Source organism: Myceligenerans salitolerans (assembly GCF_017349295.1).
In the GTDB taxonomy this organism is placed as follows: domain Bacteria; phylum Actinomycetota; class Actinomycetes; order Actinomycetales; family Cellulomonadaceae; genus Myceligenerans; species Myceligenerans salitolerans.
Window position 1 is genome coordinate 89,701 of record NZ_JAFMPK010000019.1, and the last position, 19,914, is coordinate 109,614.

Annotated in this window: 15 protein-coding genes; 3 read left to right on the forward strand and 12 right to left on the reverse strand. The window is 73.0% G+C overall.

What is annotated here, in order from left to right:
• Positions 1-68 precede the first annotated feature (68 nt).
• Positions 69-1,424, reverse strand: coding sequence for an AAA family ATPase (locus J0911_RS02415; protein ID WP_207273799.1), 1,356 nt, complete (start codon positions 1,422-1,424; stop codon positions 69-71).
• A gap of 100 nt (positions 1,425-1,524) precedes the next feature.
• Between J0911_RS02415 and J0911_RS02420 the strand changes: the two genes are divergently transcribed.
• The 3 genes from J0911_RS02420 (at position 1,525) to J0911_RS02430 (ending at position 5,293) form a co-directional block, all read left to right on the forward strand.
• Positions 1,525-1,863 (forward strand): DUF3039 domain-containing protein, encoded by a 339-nt coding sequence (locus J0911_RS02420; RefSeq protein WP_207273800.1) that lies wholly within the window; start codon positions 1,525-1,527, stop codon positions 1,861-1,863.
• Positions 1,860-3,677, forward strand: coding sequence for a DEAD/DEAH box helicase (locus tag J0911_RS02425; protein ID WP_207273801.1), 1,818 nt, complete (start codon positions 1,860-1,862; stop codon positions 3,675-3,677). The genes J0911_RS02420 and J0911_RS02425 overlap by 4 nt, the downstream gene beginning before the upstream one ends.
• A 134-nt stretch (positions 3,678-3,811) precedes the next feature.
• Positions 3,812-5,293 carry a nicotinate phosphoribosyltransferase gene (locus J0911_RS02430; protein ID WP_207273802.1) on the forward strand — a complete coding sequence of 494 codons (1,482 nt, stop codon included), beginning with the start codon at positions 3,812-3,814 and terminating at the stop codon, positions 5,291-5,293.
• An 85-nt stretch (positions 5,294-5,378) separates the two neighbouring features.
• On the opposite strand, the gene nagB is transcribed toward J0911_RS02430, so the two are convergent.
• The 11 genes from nagB to J0911_RS02490 all read right to left on the reverse strand — a co-directional run bounded on the left by nagB (position 5,379) and on the right by J0911_RS02490 (position 19,777).
• Positions 5,379-6,158 carry a glucosamine-6-phosphate deaminase gene (gene nagB / locus J0911_RS02435; RefSeq protein WP_207273803.1) on the reverse strand — a complete coding sequence of 260 codons (780 nt, stop codon included), beginning with the start codon at positions 6,156-6,158 and terminating at the stop codon, positions 5,379-5,381.
• The gene (locus J0911_RS02440; protein ID WP_207273804.1) at positions 6,146-7,369 is read right to left on the reverse strand and encodes an ROK family protein; all 1,224 of its coding nucleotides are present in this window, start codon (positions 7,367-7,369) and stop codon (positions 6,146-6,148) included. The genes nagB and J0911_RS02440 overlap by 13 nt, the downstream gene beginning before the upstream one ends.
• Positions 7,369-8,241, reverse strand: a complete 873-nt coding sequence (locus tag J0911_RS02445; RefSeq protein WP_372434806.1) for a carbohydrate ABC transporter permease — start codon at positions 8,239-8,241, stop codon at positions 7,369-7,371. Before J0911_RS02445 ends, J0911_RS02440 begins: the two co-directional genes overlap by 1 nt.
• Before the next feature lie 59 nt (positions 8,242-8,300).
• A complete protein-coding gene (locus tag J0911_RS02450) occupies positions 8,301-9,257 on the reverse strand; it encodes a carbohydrate ABC transporter permease (RefSeq protein WP_207273805.1) in 957 nt (318 codons plus the stop codon).
• Positions 9,258-9,356: 99 nt separating this feature from the next.
• On the reverse strand, positions 9,357-10,649 hold the full coding sequence (locus J0911_RS02455) for an extracellular solute-binding protein (protein WP_207273806.1): 1,293 nt from the start codon (positions 10,647-10,649) through the stop codon (positions 9,357-9,359).
• A gap of 79 nt (positions 10,650-10,728) precedes the next feature.
• Entirely contained in the window at positions 10,729-11,874 is a 1,146-nt protein-coding gene (locus J0911_RS02460) for an ROK family transcriptional regulator (protein WP_207273807.1), read from the reverse strand.
• Positions 11,875-11,947: 73 nt separating this feature from the next.
• Complete coding sequence (locus J0911_RS02465; RefSeq protein WP_207273808.1) at positions 11,948-13,267, reverse strand: extracellular solute-binding protein; 1,320 nt, start codon at positions 13,265-13,267, stop codon at positions 11,948-11,950.
• 267 nt (positions 13,268-13,534) lie between these two features.
• A complete protein-coding gene (locus J0911_RS02470; protein WP_207273809.1) occupies positions 13,535-13,936 on the reverse strand; it encodes a RidA family protein in 402 nt (133 codons plus the stop codon).
• Positions 13,937-13,958: 22 nt separating this feature from the next.
• Positions 13,959-15,164: an alanine racemase gene (locus J0911_RS02475; protein ID WP_207273810.1), complete on the reverse strand. Its 1,206-nt coding sequence runs from the start codon at positions 15,162-15,164 to the stop codon at positions 13,959-13,961.
• A 17-nt stretch (positions 15,165-15,181) separates the two neighbouring features.
• A complete protein-coding gene (locus J0911_RS20115) occupies positions 15,182-18,625 on the reverse strand; it encodes a family 20 glycosylhydrolase (RefSeq protein ID WP_307864874.1) in 3,444 nt (1,147 codons plus the stop codon).
• 162 nt (positions 18,626-18,787) lie between these two features.
• Positions 18,788-19,777, reverse strand: coding sequence for a L,D-transpeptidase family protein (locus J0911_RS02490; protein ID WP_242636166.1), 990 nt, complete (start codon positions 19,775-19,777; stop codon positions 18,788-18,790).
• Positions 19,778-19,914: the final 137 nt, after the last annotated feature.

Here is a 19,914-nt window from a genome sequence, read left to right on the forward strand (position 1 = left end):
GCCCCGGAATCACATCTTCCGCCACTCGTTCCCGCGGCATTCACCCTGGCCATCCGGCCGGGTGAAGATCAAAGATAGTTCCCCACGACGGCCGCCGGCTTCCACCGGCCCGACGTCGCGATGTCCAGCACGCGATCGGTCGTGAGACCGTCGAGACCATGCTCCAGGAGCGCGCGGCGGGCGACCTCCCGCAGGTCGGCGCCCGTCGCGCCGTCGAGGAACGAGGCGACCAGGCCGACGTCGATGTCCACGCCCGCCGGCAGGTACAGCCGCAGGATCGCCTCGCGCCCGGCGGCGTCGGGCGGCGGCACCTCCAGGACCGTGTCGAAGCGGCCGGGGCGCTTGACCGCCGGGTCCAGCGCGGCCGGATCGTTCGTCGTGGCCACCGTGAGGACGTCGTCGGTGGCGCGTGCGCCGTCGAGGGCGTCGAGGAACTCGCCGAAGCTCGTGGTCCCGCGGCTCTCCTTCCCACCCACGGAGTCGATCTCCTCGAGCACGACGAGACAGGGCCCGAGCGTGCGGACCTCCTCGTAGAGCTCGGTCATCCAGGTACGGAGGACGTCCGCCGTGACCAGGACGACCGTGACGGTCCCGGCGAGCTCGGTGGCGAGCACCCGGGCCAGCTTCGTCTTGCCGACCCCGGGCGGGCCGGCCAGCAGCAGGCCGCGCGACGTCGAGTGGCCGAGCGCGCGCAGCGTGTCGCGACGGGTCGTCACGCCGGCGCAGAACAGGCCGATCTCGTGCCAGACGTCGTCCGGGAGGACGAGATCCGCGCGCTCCTGCGGAGTCGGCGTGACGGGCTTGATGGACAGCCGCCCGGAACCGTTCGCCTGCAGGGTGCGGCCCCGGTAGGGGTGGTCGGCCGCGAGGTCGTCGCTCAGGGCGTCGAGCGCCCGCTCGGCGACGTCGCGCCGGCCGGGCAGGGCGTGGGCCGTCAGGAACGGGTCGCCGTACTGGTACCCCGTCTCGACGGCGACCGGGTGCTCGTCACGGGTACCCGCGGGAAAGAGCACGGTCGCGGCGGTCGGGACGGTGACGCCGATCCCGGCACCCAGGTCGAGCCGGGACATCTGCGGCGCGCGACGGTCGGGGCCGCGCTGGGTGACGTCGTCGGCGTGCTCGGCGATCCAGCGGCCCAGCACGAACCCGTAGAGCAGGTGCAGGACCGGCGAGACGGGCCGTGAGACGGTCTCGAGAGCCCCCTCGTGCACGTCCCAGGTCCGGGCCAGCCATTCGGAGGCGTTGCGCGGTTCCGTCGTCCGCTCGGGGATCGGCCGGCCGAGGAGCGCGGCGATCCCGGCGACGGCGGCGCGGGCCGCGTCGTCGTGCGGGCCGAGATCCGGCCAGGCGGAGCCGTCGGCGGGCGGGGGCGTGGTGTCGTGGGTGCTCGCGTGCAGGGTGTTCCTCTCGTCGTGTTCCGCCACCGGCCCTGTCTACCAGGCGGGCTATACGACCGTAAAGGGAAATGGGTGACCGGCCGTCACCCCGCGTCGATGTCGGTCACGGGCAGTAGAATCCCGGACCATGAGCGACCCCCTCGACAGCCCGCCCGACGATCCCCGCACCAGCGGTTCCACGAGCGTCCTCGAGCGCGAGGAGACCCGTGAGGAGGCGCAGCCGGGGGACCACGAGCGCTTCGCCCACTACGTGCGCAAGGACAAGATCATGGGCTCGGCCCTGTCCGGACGCCCGGTGATCGCGTTGTGCGGCAAGGTCTGGGTCCCGGGGCGCGATCCGAGCAAGTTCCCGGTCTGCCCGGTGTGCAAGGAGATCTACGAGGGGCTGCGCGAGCCGCAGGACGGCAAGGGCGGTTCCGGCAAGGGCGGCGACGGCGGTCCGGCCGGAGGCGGATCCGGCACGTGACGAACACGCCGCAGCTTCCGCGCACACCGTCGTCTGCGGCCGCCTCGCACCTGAGCCCCACCTTCCCGCGCCGTGCCCCCTGGGGTACGGCGTCGAACCTGCGCGCCTGGCAGGCCGAGGCGCTGGAGCTCTACCGCGAGCGGTCCCCGCGCGACTTCCTGGCGGTCGCCACGCCGGGCGCCGGCAAGACGACCTTCGCCCTGCGCGTCGCCACCGAGCTTCTCGAGGCCGGGGTGGTCCGCCGGGTCACCGTCGTCGCGCCGACCGAGCACCTCAAGCACCAGTGGGCCGACGCCGCCGCGCGCGTCGGCATCAGCATCGACCCCAGCTTCACGAACGCCCAGGGCAGACACGGCGCCCACTACGACGGCGTCGCGCTCACCTACGCCCAGGTGGCGGCCAACCCGGCACTGCACCGCGCACGGACCGACGCCGCCCGCACCCTGGTGGTCCTGGACGAGGTCCATCACGGCGGCGACGCCCTGAGCTGGGGCGACGCCGTCCGTGAGGCGTTCGAGGAGGCCACCCGCCGTCTCGCGCTGACCGGCACGCCGTTCCGCAGCGACACCTCGCCCATCCCGTTCGTCACCTACGAGGAGGACCGGGACGGCGTCCGCCGGTCCAGGGCCGACTACACCTACGGCTACGGTGACGCCCTGCGCGACCACGTCGTGCGTCCGGTGCTGTTCCTGACCTACTCGGGCGACATGCGGTGGCGGACCCGTGCCGGCGACGAGGTCTCCGCCCGGCTCGGCGAGGCCATGACCAAGGACATGACCGCCCAGGCGTGGCGCACCGCCCTCGACCCGGAGGGCGAGTGGGTCCCGTCGGTCCTGCGCGCCGCGGACAAGCGCCTCACCGAGGTCCGCCGTACCGTGCCGGACGCCGGCGGCCTCGTCATCGCCACCGACCAGAACACCGCCCGCGCGTACGCGGCGCATCTGACCGACATCACCGGGCAGCGCCCCACGGTGGTGCTGTCCGACGACGCCGGAGCCTCCGGGCGCATCGAGGAGTTCACCTCGTCCGACGACCGCTGGATGGTCGCGGTGCGCATGGTGTCGGAGGGCGTGGACGTGCCCCGGCTCGCCGTCGGCGTGTACGCGACGTCGACGTCGACCCCGCTGTTCTTCGCGCAGGCCGTCGGCCGGTTCGTCCGGGCCCGCACGCGTGGCGAGACCGCGTCCGTGTTCCTGCCGTCGGTGGCTCCCCTCCTGGAGCTCGCCGGCGGGCTCGAGGTGGAACGCGACCACGCGCTGGACCGCCCCGGCACCGCCGAGGAACAGGGCATCGAGTACGACCCGGAGGCCGGGCTCCTCGCCGAGGCGAACCGCGAGGAGAAGGCGTCGGGTGACCTCACGCAGGGCACCTTCGAGGCGCTGGACGCCCAGGCGTCGTTCGACCGTGTCCTGTTCGACGGCGGCGAGTTCGGCACGGGTGCGGACGTCGGCTCCGCGGAGGAGCTCGACTTCCTCGGCCTGCCGGGGCTGCTGGAGCCCGACCAGGTGACCACCCTGCTGCGGCAGCGCCAGGCCGACCAGGTCAAGGCACGAGGAGCCCGGGCGGCCCAGGAGCTCACGGAGCGCGAGCAGGCCGCCGAGCGGGCCGAGCACGAGCACCGCCGCGCGGGCGAGCTGCGCAAGGAGCTGTCGAAGCTCGTGGGGGCGTGGGCCAAGCGGTCCGGCGAGCCGCACGGCGTCATCCACACCAGGCTCCGGCGCGAGTGCGGCGGTCCCGAGGTGCCGCTCGCCACGGCGGCCCAGCTCGAGGAGCGGGTGGCGAAGGTGCGGCGGTGGTTCGTCGGGGCTCGCTGACCTCCGTCCGGGAGGCCCTGCCTGTGACGAGAGCCTCGCCGTGATGTTTCCGACACGGTCAGATCGTGAGACGACTGCGTAAAGTCCGCGCTTTCAGCCTGCTCGGCACCTCCCCCTGCCATACCGTGGACCGCATGACCAGCGAGCCCCGGGGCATCGGCGCCCCGCTCAGCGACTGGCCTGCCCTGCGCCTCGTCGAGCCGGCCTCGCCGGCGGCTCCCGAACCGGGTCAGGGCCTGCCGGAAGACCTCCCCGCGGACCTGCCCGCCGCGCCGCGCCCCGCGGCACGGCCGTCGGTCGCCCTTCTCACCGACCGGTACGAACTGACGATGCTCCAGGCGGCCCTCGCCGACGGCACGGCGCACCGGCACTGCGTGTTCGAGGTGTTCACCCGCCGTCTCCCGGCCGGGCGCCGGTACGGCGTGCTGGCGGGAACGGGCCGGGTGCTGGAAGCGCTACCGCATTTCCGGTTCGGTGACGACGAGCTCGCGTACCTCGAGCGGGAACGCATCGTGGACGCGCGAACCCTCGACTATCTCTCCCGGTACCGCTTCAACGGCACCATCCAGGGGTACGCGGAGGGTGAGATGTTCTTCCCGGGCTCGCCCGTCCTCCAGGTCGAGGGCACGTTCGCCGAGGCGGTCCTGCTGGAGACGCTGGTCCTGTCGATCCTCAACTACGACTCGGCGGTCGCGTCGGCCGCGTCGCGCATGACCAGTGCCGCGGTCGACCGGCCGGTACTGGAGATGGGGTCCCGGCGGGCCCACGAGCAGGCTGCCATCGCGGCCTCCCGCGCCGCGGTCGTCGCCGGGTTCGCGGGCACGTCGAACCTCGAGGCCGGCATGCGCTACGGCCTGGACACCATCGGCACCGCGGCCCACGCCTTCACGCTCCTGCACGACGACGAGGTCGCGGCGTTCCGTTCCCAGGTGGAGGCGTTCGGCCCGGGAACCACCCTGCTCGTGGACACCTACGACGTGCTGCGCGGCGTCGACCGCGCCGTCGAGGTGGCGGGTACCGGCCTCGGCGCGGTTCGGCTGGACTCGGGCGACCTCGGTGGTCTCGCGGTCGAGGTGCGCGCGCGGCTCGACGAACTGGGCGCCCACGACACGAAGATCGTCGTCACGTCGGACCTGGACGAGTACTCGATCGCGGGTCTCGCGGCCGTCCCGGTCGACGTCTACGGCGTCGGGACGCACCTGGTGACCGGCTCCGGAGCGCCCACGTGCGGGATGGTCTACAAGCTGGTGGCGCGGGAGAACTCGGCGGGCCGGCTGGAACCGGTGGAGAAGGCGTCGTCGGGCAAGGAGTCGCGCGGGGGCCGCAAGGCGGCCGGCCGCCGGTACGGGCCCGACGGCCGGGCGACCGAGGAACTCCTCGTCACGGGACCGGACGAGCTGGTCACCGCGTGGACCCCCGACAACCGGGACGTGCGCCTGCTGCACGCTCCGCTCGTCGTGGAGGGCGCGGTCGACTCCCGCTGGGTCGGCGCCTACGGCGTGGAGAACGCGGTGCGCACCCACGCGAACGCCCGGGCGGAGCTGCCCCGCGGTGCCCGCCGCCTGTCGGCCGGGGACCCGGCACTGCCGACCACTCCCCTGGCGCTGACCGACTGACCGCCCGCGGCCTGGGCCGGTCGTGGCGCGGTCCCGGCGGAAGTCGTGGCGCCGTCGCGGCGGAGGTCGCGGCGCCGTCGGTCCGTCAGAGCGCCTGCCAGGCCGGCTTCTCCGCGTAGGTCTGGCGGTAGTAGTCGGCGAGCTGGAGACGGCCGGCTGCCGCGTCGTCGACCAGGACGCTCGCGTGCGGGTGCAGCTGCATGATCGTGGCCGGCCACATCGCCGAGATCGGGCCCTCCACGAGCTGGTGCACCGCTTCCGCCTTGGCCCGGCCGGTCGCGAGCAGCACCAGGTGCTTCGCCGACATGATCGTCGCCAGACCCTGGGTCAGGCAGTGGCGCGGGACGTCGTCCACCGCGCCGCCGAAGAACCGCGCGTTGTCCTCGCGGGTCTGGCGCGTCAGCGTCTTGATCCGTGTGCGCGAGGCCAGCGACGAGCCCGGCTCGTTGAAGGCGATGTGCCCGTCGGTGCCGATGCCGAGGAGCTGCAGGTCGACCCCTCCGGTCGCCGCGATGGCGGCCTCGTAGTCCGCGCACGCGCGGTCCAGGTCCTGCGCGTTGCCGTCCGGCCCCTGGACCGCTCCGGGGGCGAAGTCGACCCGGGAGGCGATCTCCCGCTCGATGACGTTCCGGTACCGCTCGGGATGGTCGCCCGGCAGCCCGACGTACTCGTCCAGCATGAACGCGCGGGCGTGCGCGAAGGACAGCCCGTCCTTGTGCCGGCGGGCGAGCTCGTCGTACACCTTCAGGGGGCTCGACCCCGTCGCCAGACCCAGCACGGCGCGGGGGCGCTCGGACAGCAGCGCCTCGATCGAGTCCGCCGCCAGCCGCGCGAGCTCGTCCGCCGGCGCGATCACGACCTCCATGTCAACGTCCCTTCCGTCTCCGCGCCCGCCAGGGCGGTGTCCGCGCCGGCGGGCGCCTCCGTGCGGGTGTCCGCCTCCGGACGGCCGTCCTCGTCCGGGCCGGTGCCCGTGTCCGCCGTTCCCGGTCCGTCGCCCGGCCGCGACACCGGGCGTTCCGGCGAACCGGCCGATGCGGCCGGTCGTGCCCGCCGGACTCCCCCGGTACCGTCCCGCTCGTCCCTCCGGCCGAGCACCGCCGCGCCGACGGCGGCGACGGGCACGTCCATCGGTGCCAGCGTGACACGTGCGGGCAGGCCCAGCGACGCGAGGAAGGGCGATGCCTCCGCCTGCTCCCGCAGGGAGTCGCGCACCACCTCGAGCAGGGGCCGCCCGAGCTGTGCGACGCCTCCGCCCAGGACCACGTAGTGCACGTCGACGGTCAGCACGAGCAGGCGGACGGCGGCCGCGACCGCGTCCGCGAACGCCTTCCGGACGCGGACCGCCGCGGCGTCTCCCGCGTCGGCAGCCTCGAAGAGCTCCACCGGGGAAGGCCTGCCGTGCCGCGAGGGCCACGCGGCGGCCAGCGCCGTCCCCGACACGAACGTCTCGATGCAGCCCCGCTGACCGCAGGAGCAGTCTGGGCCCGCGGGGTCCACGGGCACGTGGCCGATCTCGCCCGCGGCGCCGCTGACACCGCGGCGCAGCCGGCCGTCCATGACGAGACCGGAGGCGACACCGGTGCCGAGCGCGAGGAACGCGAGGTCCTCGTGCTTCGCGGACGCGGACGTGCCGGTCCCGGGCGTGCCGTCCGCTCCGCCGCCGCGCTCCAGGAGGTGCGCGGCGCCGACCGCGGCGACGTTGAGATCGTTCTCCACGACGACGGTGATGCCGCCGAGCGCGGTCGACAGCCGCTCGGCGAGCGGGAGCTCGTCGCCGACGCCGAGGTTGACCGCGTGCTTCACGGTGCCCGCGCGGGCGTCGACGATGCCCGGGATACCCAGCCCGATGCCGCCCACCACGGACAGGTTGAGACCGGCGGCGTCCACGACGTCGCGCACGGCGCGGGCGGCGGACCGCACGACGCCGTCGGGCCCGAGTTCGGTGGCCAGGCGCGTGGTCGCGACCAGGCCGCCCTCGGCGTCGAGGAGCGCGCCGAGGATCTTGGTGCCGCCGATGTCCAGGCCGACCGTGTGTGCCGCCGGCCCGGACCGGTTGGTGCTCGTGTTCGTCATCAGCCCTTCACCGCGCCGGCGACCAGGCCACCGGACATCCGGCCCTGGACGATGAGGAAGAAGATCACGGCCGGGATCGCCACGAGAACCGCGGCGGCCATGACCGCGCCCCAGTTGGTGGCCTGCGTGACCATGAGGAAGGTCCGCAGCCAGAGGGTCAGGGTCATCGTGTCGGGGCGCTGCATGATCACCAGCGCCAGCACGAAGTCGTTCCACGCGTTGATGAACGCGAAGATTCCCGTGGCGACGAGGCCGGGCGCCAGGAGCGGGAACGTGACCCGCCAGAAGGCGCCGGCCGGTGAGCAGCCGTCCACCATCGCCGCTTCCTCCAGCTCCTTCGGCACACCCGCGACGAAGCCGCGCAGCGTCCAGATGGTGAAGGGCAGCACACCCGCCACGTAGACCAGTGACAGGCCGATGATCGTGTTGATCAGCGCCCAGCCGTCGATGATCCGGTAGAGGGAGATGATCATCGCCTCGCCCGGGATCATCTGGATCACCAGGATGAGGATGATGAAGGTGCGCCGCCCCTTGAAGGTGAACCGGGTCAGTGCGATCGACGCGACGAAGCCGATCACCAGGCACACCACCAGGGTGATAAACGTGGCGCTCAGCGAGTTCACCACGGCGGGCGGGAACGGCGCACGCTCCTGGCTGAACATCGCCGAACGGTAGTTGTCCAGGGTGAAGACGTCCGGCATCGGGAAGAACGAGATCTCCTCGCCGCGGATCCTGTTGTTCGGCAGGAAGGACGTGTTCAGCATCCAGTAGACGGGGAACACGAAGACCGCGAACACGAGGACGGCGACGAGCCCCCATCCGGCGTCCCGCATCCGTCTGGCCGGTGACCGGCGCACCCGCGTGCTCGGCATGGTGCCCGCGGCCCCGCGCGGCGGAGCCGCCGGCTTCAGGTCGGCCGTTCTCGCCCGGTTCACAGCTCCTCCTCCTTGATGGTGCGGCGCACGTAGTAGACCGACAGCAGGAGCATGATCGCGACGAACACGAACGCGATCGCGCTGGCCGTCCCGAAGTGCCCCTGCCCCATGCCCATCTGGTAGATGTACACGCCGATGGTGTTGGTCTTCTCGCGGTCACCGCCGATGTCCTGCAGTGCGTAGACCTGGGGGAAGACCTTGAGGTCCCAGATCATGGAGAGCACGATGAGCACCGTGACGATGGTGCGCACGTACGGCAGCATGACGAGCCGGAAGCGCGCGAAGGGGCCCGCGCCGTCGAGCTGGGCGGCCTCGAGGACCTCGCCCGGGATCTGGGACAGGCCCGCGTACATGGTGAACGCGACGAACGGGATGGCGCCCCAGACGATGATGAACGTCAGGATGGTGAAGAAGCCGAGCGGGTCGAGCAGCCAGGAGTGACCGAACCAGCGCTCCCCCGTGATCCGCGTGAGCAGGTTGTTCACGAGGCCGTACTCGGTGTCGAAGATCCAGCCCCAGATCGTGGTCGAGCTCAGGGGCGGCATGGACCAGGCGAGCAGCAGGCCGACGGCGACCAGGAGCCGCATCTTCTTCCCGAGCCGCATCATCAGCAGGGCGATGAGCGTGCCGAACACCATGGTCAGCGTCACGGCGACGACCATGAACACGATGCTGCGCCCCAGCACGGCCCAGAAGCCGCTGTCGGTGAGGATCGCGACGTAGTTGTCCAGGCCCACCCATTCGGCGGGCATGCCCATGACCTGGGCGCGCTCGTACTCCTGGAAGGACATGATCAGCATCCGCGCGACGGGGTACCCGGTCACGACGCCGAGGATCAGGATCGACGCGGACAGCATCAGCCAGGGGACGGTGGGGAAGCGGCGGCGCTGCCGCGGTCGTGCCGGCGGCGCGGGTGCCGGGGGCGCGACGGGTTCGGTGACGAGGGAGCTCATGGCTGCCTTCCGATGAGCAGGTGGAGGGGGCAGTGTGACGGTCCCCCGCCCGGGCTCCGGGGCTGCCGGGCGGGGGACCGCGAGAGGTGGGCTGCTGGATCAGCCGTTGAGGATCGACTCGATCTCGGCGTCGATGTCGGCCGCGACCTGCTCCACGTCCTCACCGTTGGCGAGTCGCGTGAACTGGGTCTGGAGCACGGTCTGCGCCTCGACGTCGGCCCACTTCGGGGTGGCGGGGGTGAGCCTGGCGTTGGCGGCCGCCTCGACACCGGCCACGCCGATCGAGTTCTCCTGCGGCACCTCGCCGGCCAGCGACACCTTGGCGGGGATCAGACCGATGCCGGCCATGATCGACTGGTACTCGTCGCTCAGCATGATCTTGAGCGCCTCGTACGCGAGGTCGCGCTGCTCGGACTTCTGCGCGATGGCGATGTTCGAGCCGCCGGCGAACACCTGGGCGGCGCCGCCGTCCTTGCCCGGAAGGGCGAACGCCTCGAGGTCGCCGCCGTACGTCGACGCGCAGCCCGGCACGCCGTCGTCGGTCTCGGGCTCCTCGGGAGCGTTGATCGACCACTGGATCCACGTCGGGGCGGAGAGGTAGCCGATCTTGCCCTCGCAGAACGGGATCTGCAGGTCGGTCTCCTGCCCGTCCGCCGGCGCGTTCGACGCGTTGAGCATCAGGTCCTGGATCTGGGTGAGGCCGGCGATGCCGCCCTCGGTCGAGAAGCCGGCCTCCCAGGTGCCGTCGTCGGCCTGCTCGGCGATGTAGCCGCCGTTCTCCCAGATGAAGGGCAGGGCGTTGTACCAGTCCTGGCCCGGCCACCAGACGCCGGAGAACTCGCCCTCCTTGTAGAGGCTCTTCGCCGTGTCGACGTACTCGTCGAGCGTGGTCGGCACCTCGGCGTCGACCAGCTGCGGGCTGTAGAACACCGCACGCGAGCCGGCGTAGTACGGAAGCGCGTAGTGCGCGCCCTCCCAGTCCCCGGCCTCGACGAACCCGGGCAGCAGGTCGCTGCCGCCCAGCTCCTCGAACTCCTCGGCGGTGATCTCGCTGAAGTAGCCCGACGACGTGAACGCCGACGCCTGCGTGTTACCGACCTCGACCACGTCCGGGGCGTCCGAGCCCGCGAGCGCCGTCGTGTACTTGTCGACCAGTCCCTCCCAGGACTGTTCCTCGATGACGAGCGTGGAGCCCTCGTTCTGCTCCTCGAACGTCTCCTTCAGATAGTCGCGGGCCTCGTCGGGCGTGTCGGTGCCGACCAGCCAGACGCGGACCTCACCGGTGCTCGGGCCGCCGTCGCCGTCACCGGCTTCGGCGCCGGACGAGCACGCGCCCAGTGCCATGGTCATGGATGCCGCCGCCGTGACGGCGACGAGACGGTTCTTTCTCACGCTTTGTCATTCCTCTCGGTCTTGCCTGTGATGTCGGTGCGGTTCGTTGCCGCGCCCTCCCGTGACCACTCCTGTGTGCTCACGACACCCCCAGCTGAGCGGACAGGACCAGGACGGCGGCACCGAGAAGCACCACGTCCTGGCCGAGAGACGACATCCGCAGCTGGAGCCCGGCGCTGACCGCCGGCATCGTCCGCTGCTGGAGCGTCTCCTGCGCTGCTTCCCGCAAGGGTCCGTCGAGCAGGTCCGCGGGACCGCTCAGCAGGACCTCGGCGAGGTTCAGCGCGCTGACGACGGGTGCCAGGGTCGTTCCGAGCACCCTTCCGACTTCCGCGAGGTCGGCGTCAGCAGTAGTGGGGTCCTTGTCCTCGACGGCGCTGCGCAGCGCGCGGGTGGACAGGACGGTCTCGAGGCAGCCACGGCGGCCGCAGGCGCACGGTTCGCCGTCGTCGACGGCGGTGGTGTGCCCGAGCTCGCCGGCGGCGAAGCGGAGGCCGTGGACCCGGATGCCGTCGACGACGATCCCGGCGCCGACGCCGAGCCCGACGAGGAGCAGCAGCATCCCGGAGGCGGCACCGCCGTAGGTGAACTCGCCGAGTGCCGCCGTGTTGGCGTCGTTGGCGACCTGGACGGGCAGTCCGATGCGGTCGGTGAGGACCTCGGCGAGCGGGACGTCGTACCAGCCACGGTTCGGCGCCTCGATGACGCGGCCGTGGTCGTCGATGACGCCGGGTGACCCGACGCCGATGCCGAGCACGGGGCAGGTCGCCTGGGCGACGAGCAGGCGTGCGAAGCGGGCGACCAGGTCGGTGAGCTCCTCGCCGGTGCGGCCGTCGACGTCGAGGGTGCGGCGTTCGACGACCTGGCCGGTCAGGCTGATCACGGCGCCGCGCATCTGGGCGGCGTCGGTGAGGTCGAGAGAGACGATCTGGAAGGCGTCGCCGCGCAGGCCGACGAGGATCGCGGGCTTGCCGACGCGCTGGCCGGGGCGGGTGCCCAGCTCCTCGACGAGACCCTCCGCGATGAGGACCGAGACGAGGTCGGAGATGGTGACGCGGGTGAGCGCGGTGGCCCGCGCGAGGTCGGCGCGCGACGTCGGCCCCTCGTGGAACAGGTGCTGCAGCACGAGCGACCGGTTGTGCGCCCGGGCGTGCTCGGGGAGCACCTTGGAGGTGGCGCGCAGACGCGCCCCCACTCTTCCGCTGCTGCGTGTCGTCGTCGGCATGTTTGTTAGTACACCTGATTAACAGCGTTCTGTCTATTCCCGGACGGTGCCGTTACCTGACCGTTACCGGATCTCACCCGCCGACGCGCCAGTTGAGCATCGACTCGATCTGCGCATCGAGGTCCTGGGCGACCGTGACGGGATCGGCGCCCCGGGCGAGGCGCGCGAAGGCCGCGGGGATGATCCCGTGGTCCTCGATGTCGCCCCACTTGGGCGTGGCGGGGGTGAGGCGGGCCCCCTGCGCGGCGGCCACCCCCGCCGCGGCGATCGGATCGGACTGGTCCACCGCGTCCGCCAGCGACCGGCGTCCGGGGATCAGGCCGTTCTCCGCGAGGATCGTCTGGTACTCGTCCCCGAGCATGATGCGCATGACCTCGTAGGCGAGCTCGGGGTTGGGGGACTCCTCGGCCATCGCGATGTTCGACCCGCCCGCGAACACGGGCGCCACCTCCCCCGGCTCGCTCCCCGGGAGCGGAATGGCCCTCAGGTCCTTGCCGTAGGTGGACGCGCAGCCCGGCACCCCGCCGTCCTCCGGCTCCTCCGGCGCCTGGATCTCCCACCGCATCCACGTCGGCGCCGAGACGAAGCCCGCGACCCCCGCGCAGAACGGCTGGACCAGGTCGGTACCGTCGTCACCGGCGGGTGCGTTGGACGCGGCCGTCATGAGCCGCTGCACCTGCCGCATGCCCTCGATCCCGCCGGGCGAGGAGAAGCCCGCGTCCCAGGTCCCGTCGTCCCGCCGCTCCGCCACGTAGCCGCCGTTCTCCCAGATGAACGGCAGCGCGCTGTACCAGTCACGCCCGGGCATCCACATGCCCGAGAACTCCGCCGTCCGCATGCTGACGGCGGTCTCCACCAGTTCGTCGAGGGTCTGGGGCACCGGGCGGTCCCCGAGGAGCTGCTCCGAGTAGAAGATCACCCGGGAGCCCGCGTAGTAGGGCAGCGCGTAGCGCACGCCGTCGTAGGTGCCGGCCTCGACGAAACCGGGCAGGAGGTCGTCACCGCCGAGTTCCTCGTACTGCTCCGGCGTGATCGGCGCGAGGAGCCCTCCGGCGTCGAGGGCGGCCGACTGGGTGTTGCCCATCTCGACGACGTCGGGCGCCACGCGGTGCGTCCCGCCGCTCAGACGTTCGGTCAGCACCTCGACCAGCCCGTTCCAGGACTGCCGCTCCACGAGCAGCTCGACGTCCGGGTGCTCGCGGGCGAACGTCCGGGTCAGGTGATCGATGGCCGCCTGCGGCGTGTCCTGGCCCGCCAGCCAGACACGCACCGTGGTGGGCCGGTCACCGCCGGAGGCGCTCGGCCCGGCCCCCGCGGGACCGGGCGCGCAACCCGCCAGGGCCGCGAACGCCACGGTCGCGGCGACCACCAGGAGACGAGAACTCTTCTTCATGCGGGGACCTTTCCGACGGGGCCGGCGCATCACACGCCTGGCGTCACGTCGGCTCCCCTGTGCGCCGACTTATAAGTTAGGCCCCCTACTGAACATCGTCGGGCACGCAAAGTCCAGTCCCTCGCGCGGACCGCAACCGAACCTTGACACCGCCGCTGACCGGCGGAAGCGCTGCACCGGCCCGCTTTTCACCCGTTCGGGCGCACGGGAGGGACCGGCAACCCCGTTTGGTGGCGGAGCCTGTCACCGGGCCGCCGGTCGCCGCCCTCAGTCCGTGACGGCCAGGGCATCGATCTCGACGAGCATCTCCTCACGCGGGAGGCCCACCATCACGGTGGTACGGCTCGGCAGCACGCCGGACGGGCAGCGCTCGGTGACGAACGCGCCGTACGCCTCGTTCATCGCGGCGAAGTCGTCCCGTGACGTGAGGTACACCCGCAGCATGACGACGTCGTCGAACGTCGCGCCCGCCGCCTCCACGATCGCGGCCACGTTCTCCAGCGTGCGCGTGGTCTGCGCGGCGACGTCACCGGCGTGCACGTACTCCCCCGTCGCCGGGTCGACGGGACCCTGCCCGCTCACCTGGACGAACGGGCCCTTGCGGACGCCCTGGTGGAAGACGTGCGCGGGGGCGGGAGCGGAGTCGGTGCGGATGGCTTCCTTGGTCATGGGGTTCCTCTCGCGGTGTGCTTCAGTGGAAGGCGAGCTGCAGCGGCTCGACGATCTCGTCGCCGTCGACCAGGTACGCCGTCCGGTAGAGCTGGAACGTCGTGCAGGGATGGGAGACGCCGAACCCGACGACGTCGCCCGGCCGGAGCTCCCGCGCCGCGTCCGGGGTCACCCGGACGAACGCGTGCTGGTCGTTGAGCGCGGTCACCTCGCCCCAGCGGTCGGGCAGGTCACGAGCCTTGCCCAGGCGCCCGTCGTCGCCCACGGTGCGGACCACCAGCGGCACGGGCAGGTCGAGGTCCGACGACACGTCGCGCCGTCCCGTCCCACAGATGACCAGGCCCGGCTCCGGCGTCGACAGCACCTGGCCCCAGACGGTCAGCGCCGGTCGGAGCGGGCCGGCACCCAGCCGGCGCCACGGGTCGGCGCGGTGGTAGTGGCCGTGGTCGTGGGCGACGTACGCGCCCGAGCGCAGCACCACGCGCGCCGCCACGGTCGCGCCGGCGGGATCGCTCAGCGGCTTGGTCAGCTCGCGCAGCACGACGTCGGCGAACGCGCTCCCGCCCGCGCTGAGCACCACCTCGCCGGGCACCAGGCCGGCGACACGGGCGCCCGCCGCGCGCAGGTCATGGCACCAGGCCGCCACCGCGTCGAGCTCGCCGGCGCTCGTGCCGCCCGCCACCGGCCCCTCGTACCCGGCGACGCCGACGAGCCGCAGCCCCGCCTGGGTCACCTCCCGGGCCAGGGCCGCGACCTGGGCGATCGACCGCACCCCGGTGCGTCCGCCCGGCACGCCGACCTCCACCAGCACGCCGAGCCGCTCGGGAAACACCGCCTCGGCGAACGCCGCGTCCAGAAGGGCCACGCCCTCCGGCGAGTCGACGTAGACCCAGACCTCCTCGACCTCGCCCGCGTCCAGCGCGGCGCGCAGCCACCGGGCCTCGCGCGGGTCGGTGAGCTCGTTCGCCAGCAGGACGCGCGTGCGCAGTCCCACCTTGCCCCACCACACGACCTCCCGGAGCTGGCCGGGCGTGGCCACCGTCGCGCCCCAGGTACCGGCGGCCGCCTGACGCCGGTAGATCCCCGTGGACATGTGCGTCTTCACATGCGGTGCGAACTCCACGCCCGCCTCCGAGAACACGTCGGCCACGCAGGTGATGTTGTGCTCGAGCGCCGCCCGGTCGACGGTGAGCAGGGGCCAGGACAGCGAGAAGTCGTCGATGCGCACGGGGAGATTGTGCCGGATCATCGCCGCCGCACGGGGCGTACCGGGCGGCCCGGGGTGGCTTCCGTCAGGTGGCCGTCCGAGAGTACCGGGACGCCGCGGACCAGGACGTCGTCGACGCCCGAGGCGACCACGCGCGGCAGGTCATAGGTGGCGCGGTCGCGGACCGTGCCCGGATCGACCAGGACGACGTCGGCCACGGAGCCGGCGGCGAGTGAACCGCGCCCGGCGAAACCGAAACGACGTGCCGCCCTGCCGGACAGGTGTTCCGCGGCGTCGTGCCACGACCAGTCGCCGGAGCCGACGCGCTCGGCGAGCATCCGCGCGAACGCGCCCCAGCCCCGGGGATGCGGACGTCCGCCCAGGTAGATCGCGTCAGACCCGCCCAGGTGCGCCGCGTGGTTCGCGAGCGCCCGCACCGACTCCGCCGAGTTCGTGGGCGGCTGGGCGAACACGCACGTGGCCCGCAGGCCGGTCGCCACGAGGATCTCGATCACGGCGCCGGCGGGGTCGAGGCCCAGGAGCCGGGCGACGTCGGGCAGCGTGCGCCCCTCCGCCCAGGTGAGGTTGCGGTGCCCGCGCTCCGGGACCGACGCGAACGTGATCCGCGGCCAGAGCTCGGCCAGCCCGGCGAAGTGCTCGCGCCGCAGCCGCGCGACCACCGCGGGATCCCGCAGCGCGGTCACCGTGGCCTCGGGGTCCGCGAGCGGCAGCCAGGAGGGCAGCGAGACCATCGCGAGGATCGAGCATCCCCTCAGGTACGGGTAGGAGTCGAACGTCACGTCGAGCCCTTCGGCCCGCGCCTCGTCGACGTAGCCGGCGAGCTCGGCCGCGGGCCCGTGGTAGTGCGACACGTGCGTGGCCGCCCCGGACGCCCGCGCGACCCGCACCAGCTCGGCGAACCCGTCACCGGCCTTGTCCTCGTACCCGCGCATGTGGCTGACGTGCGGCAGTCCATGCGTCGCCACGACCTGTGTGAGCGTGACCAGTTCGCGCTCGTCGGCGTACCCGCCGGGCACGTACTCCAGGCCGGTGGACAGCCCGCACGCGCCGTCGGCGAGCGCCTGCCGCAGGAGCCCGCGCATGCGCGCGAGGTCCTTCTTCGTGGCCCGCTTGGGGTCGTCCCCCAGCACCTCGTGCCGGATGGTGCCGTGCGGGGCGAGGTAGGCGACGTTCACCGGGACCGTACCGTCGTAGGAGGCCAGCAGGTCGCGGACCCGGGGACCGCGGTACCGCGGGTGGTCGCCGAGGATCGCCGCGAAGTAGGTGGCGGGCCACCGGCCGTCGCCGGGCGCGTACGAGACGCCGTCCTGACCGGTGACGACGGTCGTCACGCCCTGCCGCAGGAGTGCCAGCTGCACCTCCGGCTCGAACACCACGCCCTCGGCGTGCGAGTGCGCGTCGACGAGCCCCGGCAGGGCGACGCGTCCGCCCGCGTCGAGCACGCGACCGTCGAGGGCGCCGCCGGTGCCCGCACGCGTGACGAGCGCGACGCGTCCGTCGGCGAGGTGGAGGTCGACCGGCTCGGACAGCGAGCCGCCGGGCAGCGGCAGCCGTGCCGCGCGGATCGTCGTGACGTGCTCCGTGCGGGGCCCGCTGCCGGACACCGCGGCCGCACGGGGGGCCCGGGGCCGCAGGAAGAGGTCCGCGAGCGCCCCCGCCTCGGCGCCGTGGAGGCGGGTCTCGGCGTCGCGCGCCTCGGCCATCTCGCGCGGGAGGTCCCGCGGCGCGCCCCGTACGGCGGGTCTGCGCTGCCACGGCAGGGGTCCGGCGAGGGGCCGGTACTCGACGCCGTACGCGTCGAGCCGTGGCAGGTGATGCCGGGCCAGCCGGTCCAGGAACTGCGCCGACGACGGCGTTCCGGGCGAGCGGTCGGCCTCGGGCGACCAGAGCACCTCGGCGACGGCCGCCAGCCGTGGGAAGGTGGCGTAGTCGACGCGGCGGGCGGAGTCGAGGTGCTCGGTCCACACCTGCGCCTGCCCGCCCAGCAGCCGCCCGTGGGGCGCGCCGCTGCGGTCCGTCGCGGCCGGCCGGGCGGGCAGGAACGGGCCCGGGTCGTAGGAGAGGGCGTCCTCGGTGGTGCGGAGGAAGCCGACCGGGACCGGTTCGCCGGGGTGGTCACCACCGCGGTGGTCCAGGTACCACGCCGCCTCGGGTGCGACGACGACGTCGTGCCCGGCCGCGGCGGCACGTGACGCGACGCTCGGGCTGCCCGACCGCCACGCCATGACCACGACGTCGCGCGGCAGGTCCGGGCCGAACGCCTCGTCCCAGACGATCGCCCGCCGCCCGAGGGACCGCACGTGGGCGGCGAGACGCGCCAGGAACCAGCCGTGCAGGCGGGTGACGTCGGGGGCACCGTCGTGTCGCGTGAGGCCGAGCGCGGCGGCCCGGGCGCGGATGGCCGGTGTCCCCTGCCAGCGGTCCGGCGGCACCTCGTCGCCGCCGAGGTGGATCCACGGCGCGTCGAACACCTCCGCGACCTCGTCGAGCACGTGCCGGAAGAACGACAGCGACTCGTGGGACGGGTCGAGCACGTCTTCACTGATGCCCCAGGTGGTACGGACACCGCGCCGGTCCTTCCGGGTACCGAGGAACGGGTAGGCGGCAGCGGCGGCCTCGACGTGTCCGGGCACGTCGATCTCGGGGACGACGGTGACTCCGCGGTCGCGCGCGTAGGCGACGATCTCACGCAGGTCGTCCTGCGTGTAGAAGCCGCCGTGGGGCGTGTCGTCACCGGTGCCGGTACGCCAGGTTCCGACCGTGGACTCCGCGCGCCACGCGCCGGCCTGTGTCAGCTCGGGATAGCGGCGCACCTCGAACCGCCAGCCCTGGTCGTCGGTGAGGTGGAGCTGCAGCACGTTGAGCTTGTGCGTCGCGGCGAGGTCGACGAAGCGCAGTACGTCGTGCTTGGGCAGGAAGTGCCGTGCGACGTCGAGAAGAACGCCGCGGTGAGGGAAGCGGGGGTGGTCCGTGAGGCTGACGACGGGAAGGTCGGCGCGCGACCGCGTGGCTGCCCGGCGGTACGCGGCGGTCCCCGCGAGCTGCCGGAGGGTCTGTGCCGCGGCATGGGCGCCGTCGAGGTCGGCGGCCTCCACCCTGACTCGCGCGCGCGGCGGCGCCACGCGGTCCGCCGGCGGCACCGCCGGACCCTGCACGGGGCGAAGCCGCCCGTCGTCCACCGGATCCGGGTCACGGGCCGGAGCGGGCGAGACCCGCAGGCGGTAGCCGCCCGCCGGAAGGTGGTCGACCCGATCGAAGCTCACGTCGGGTTCGTCCGCGGTCCCACCGCCGGGCACCAGGTCGATCCCGAACGCCGCCTCGGTGACCCCGCGCCACCATCGCGCCGCGGGGCGAAGGGAGGCGTCCGCGACCACCCGTGCTCCGTCGCCGAGCGTGACCGTACCGCTCCCGGTCTCCAGCGACACGGGTGCGGGAACGAGACCGAGTTCGTGGTGGGTCACGGAGTGCAACCTTAGTGCCGACTCGCGTCACGTGACGCGGGCGGTGCCCGCGCACGAAGCGGCCCGAAATGGTAGACCTCGGCCCGGCGGAGGGCATGGCCCGCCCGCGGGTTCTCGCTCACCGCCGCGCGACGGGCCGGCCGCCGCCATGCGGCGTTTCGCTCAGTACACGTGCACCGGGGTGCCGATCGAGGCGCCCCAGGACCAGATCCAGTCCATCGCGGCGTTCGACACACGCACACAGCCGTGCGAGGCGGGGTAGGCCGGAATCGACGGTGAGCCGTGCACGGCGATGCCGCCGGTGAAGTACTTGGGCCGGTACATGCTGCCGAGGTCGAGGGACGACTCCCGGATCCCGTCGACCTGCCGGTACACGGAGTAGCTGCCGCTCGGGGTGTGTGCGACATAGCGCGCGCCAAGAGCCTCGTAGCTCTCGCCGTTGCCCGACGACGCGTTGAACGTCCGGATCACCGTGCCGTTCTCGACGATGAGCAGCACCTGCCGGCCGAGATCCACCTCCACCCCGGTGCCGCCGAACCGCGAGACGGGGACGACGCCGTTGTCCAGGGCCTTCTTGGTGGCCGGCCCCACCACACCGTCCCGGCCCAGGCCGGCGACCTTCTGGAGGGCCACCACCGCCTGCCACGTCTCGGCGCCGTACACCCCGTCCGCGGCGCCGACCTGGTAACCGAGCTCCCGCAGGCGTTCCTGCATCCGCGCCACGTGCTCGCCACGCTCGCCGAGGGTGATCTCGGCGAGGCGGGCCTCCCGCTCCGCCTCGGCCTTGGCCCGCGCCTCGGCCTGCGCCCGTGCCTTCGCCTCCGCCCGGGCTTTCGCCTCCGCATTCGCCTCCGCCTCGGCTTCCGCCCGGGCCTCCTCGCGGGCCTTCGCCTGTTCGGCGGCCCTCGCGGCGTCGGCTCGGCGCTCGGCGGCCTGCTCCTGTTCGGCGATGCGTCGCGCGTCCAGCGCCGACTCCAGGCCGGCGGCCGACAGGAGACCGCCCGACCCCTCCGTGTCGCTGGTGGCCGACGGCGTGGCGGCGTCCGCGGTCGTCTCGACCGCCTCGCCACTACCGGCCGTGACGAGCGCGGCCGCCAGCGCCACCACCCCCAGGGTGCCGATCGTCATCTTGCGTGTCACGCCGTCGTCCATCGATCTTCCTCCCATATGGCGGCACCGCGATCGGCCCGGGCCGTTGCCGCTCGCCGCCGACCGCTTCTCCCCCTGCCGGGGAACTCGCACGTGCCGTTCGTCATGGGTGGAGACGGCCGGGCCGTGCCGTCCGTTGC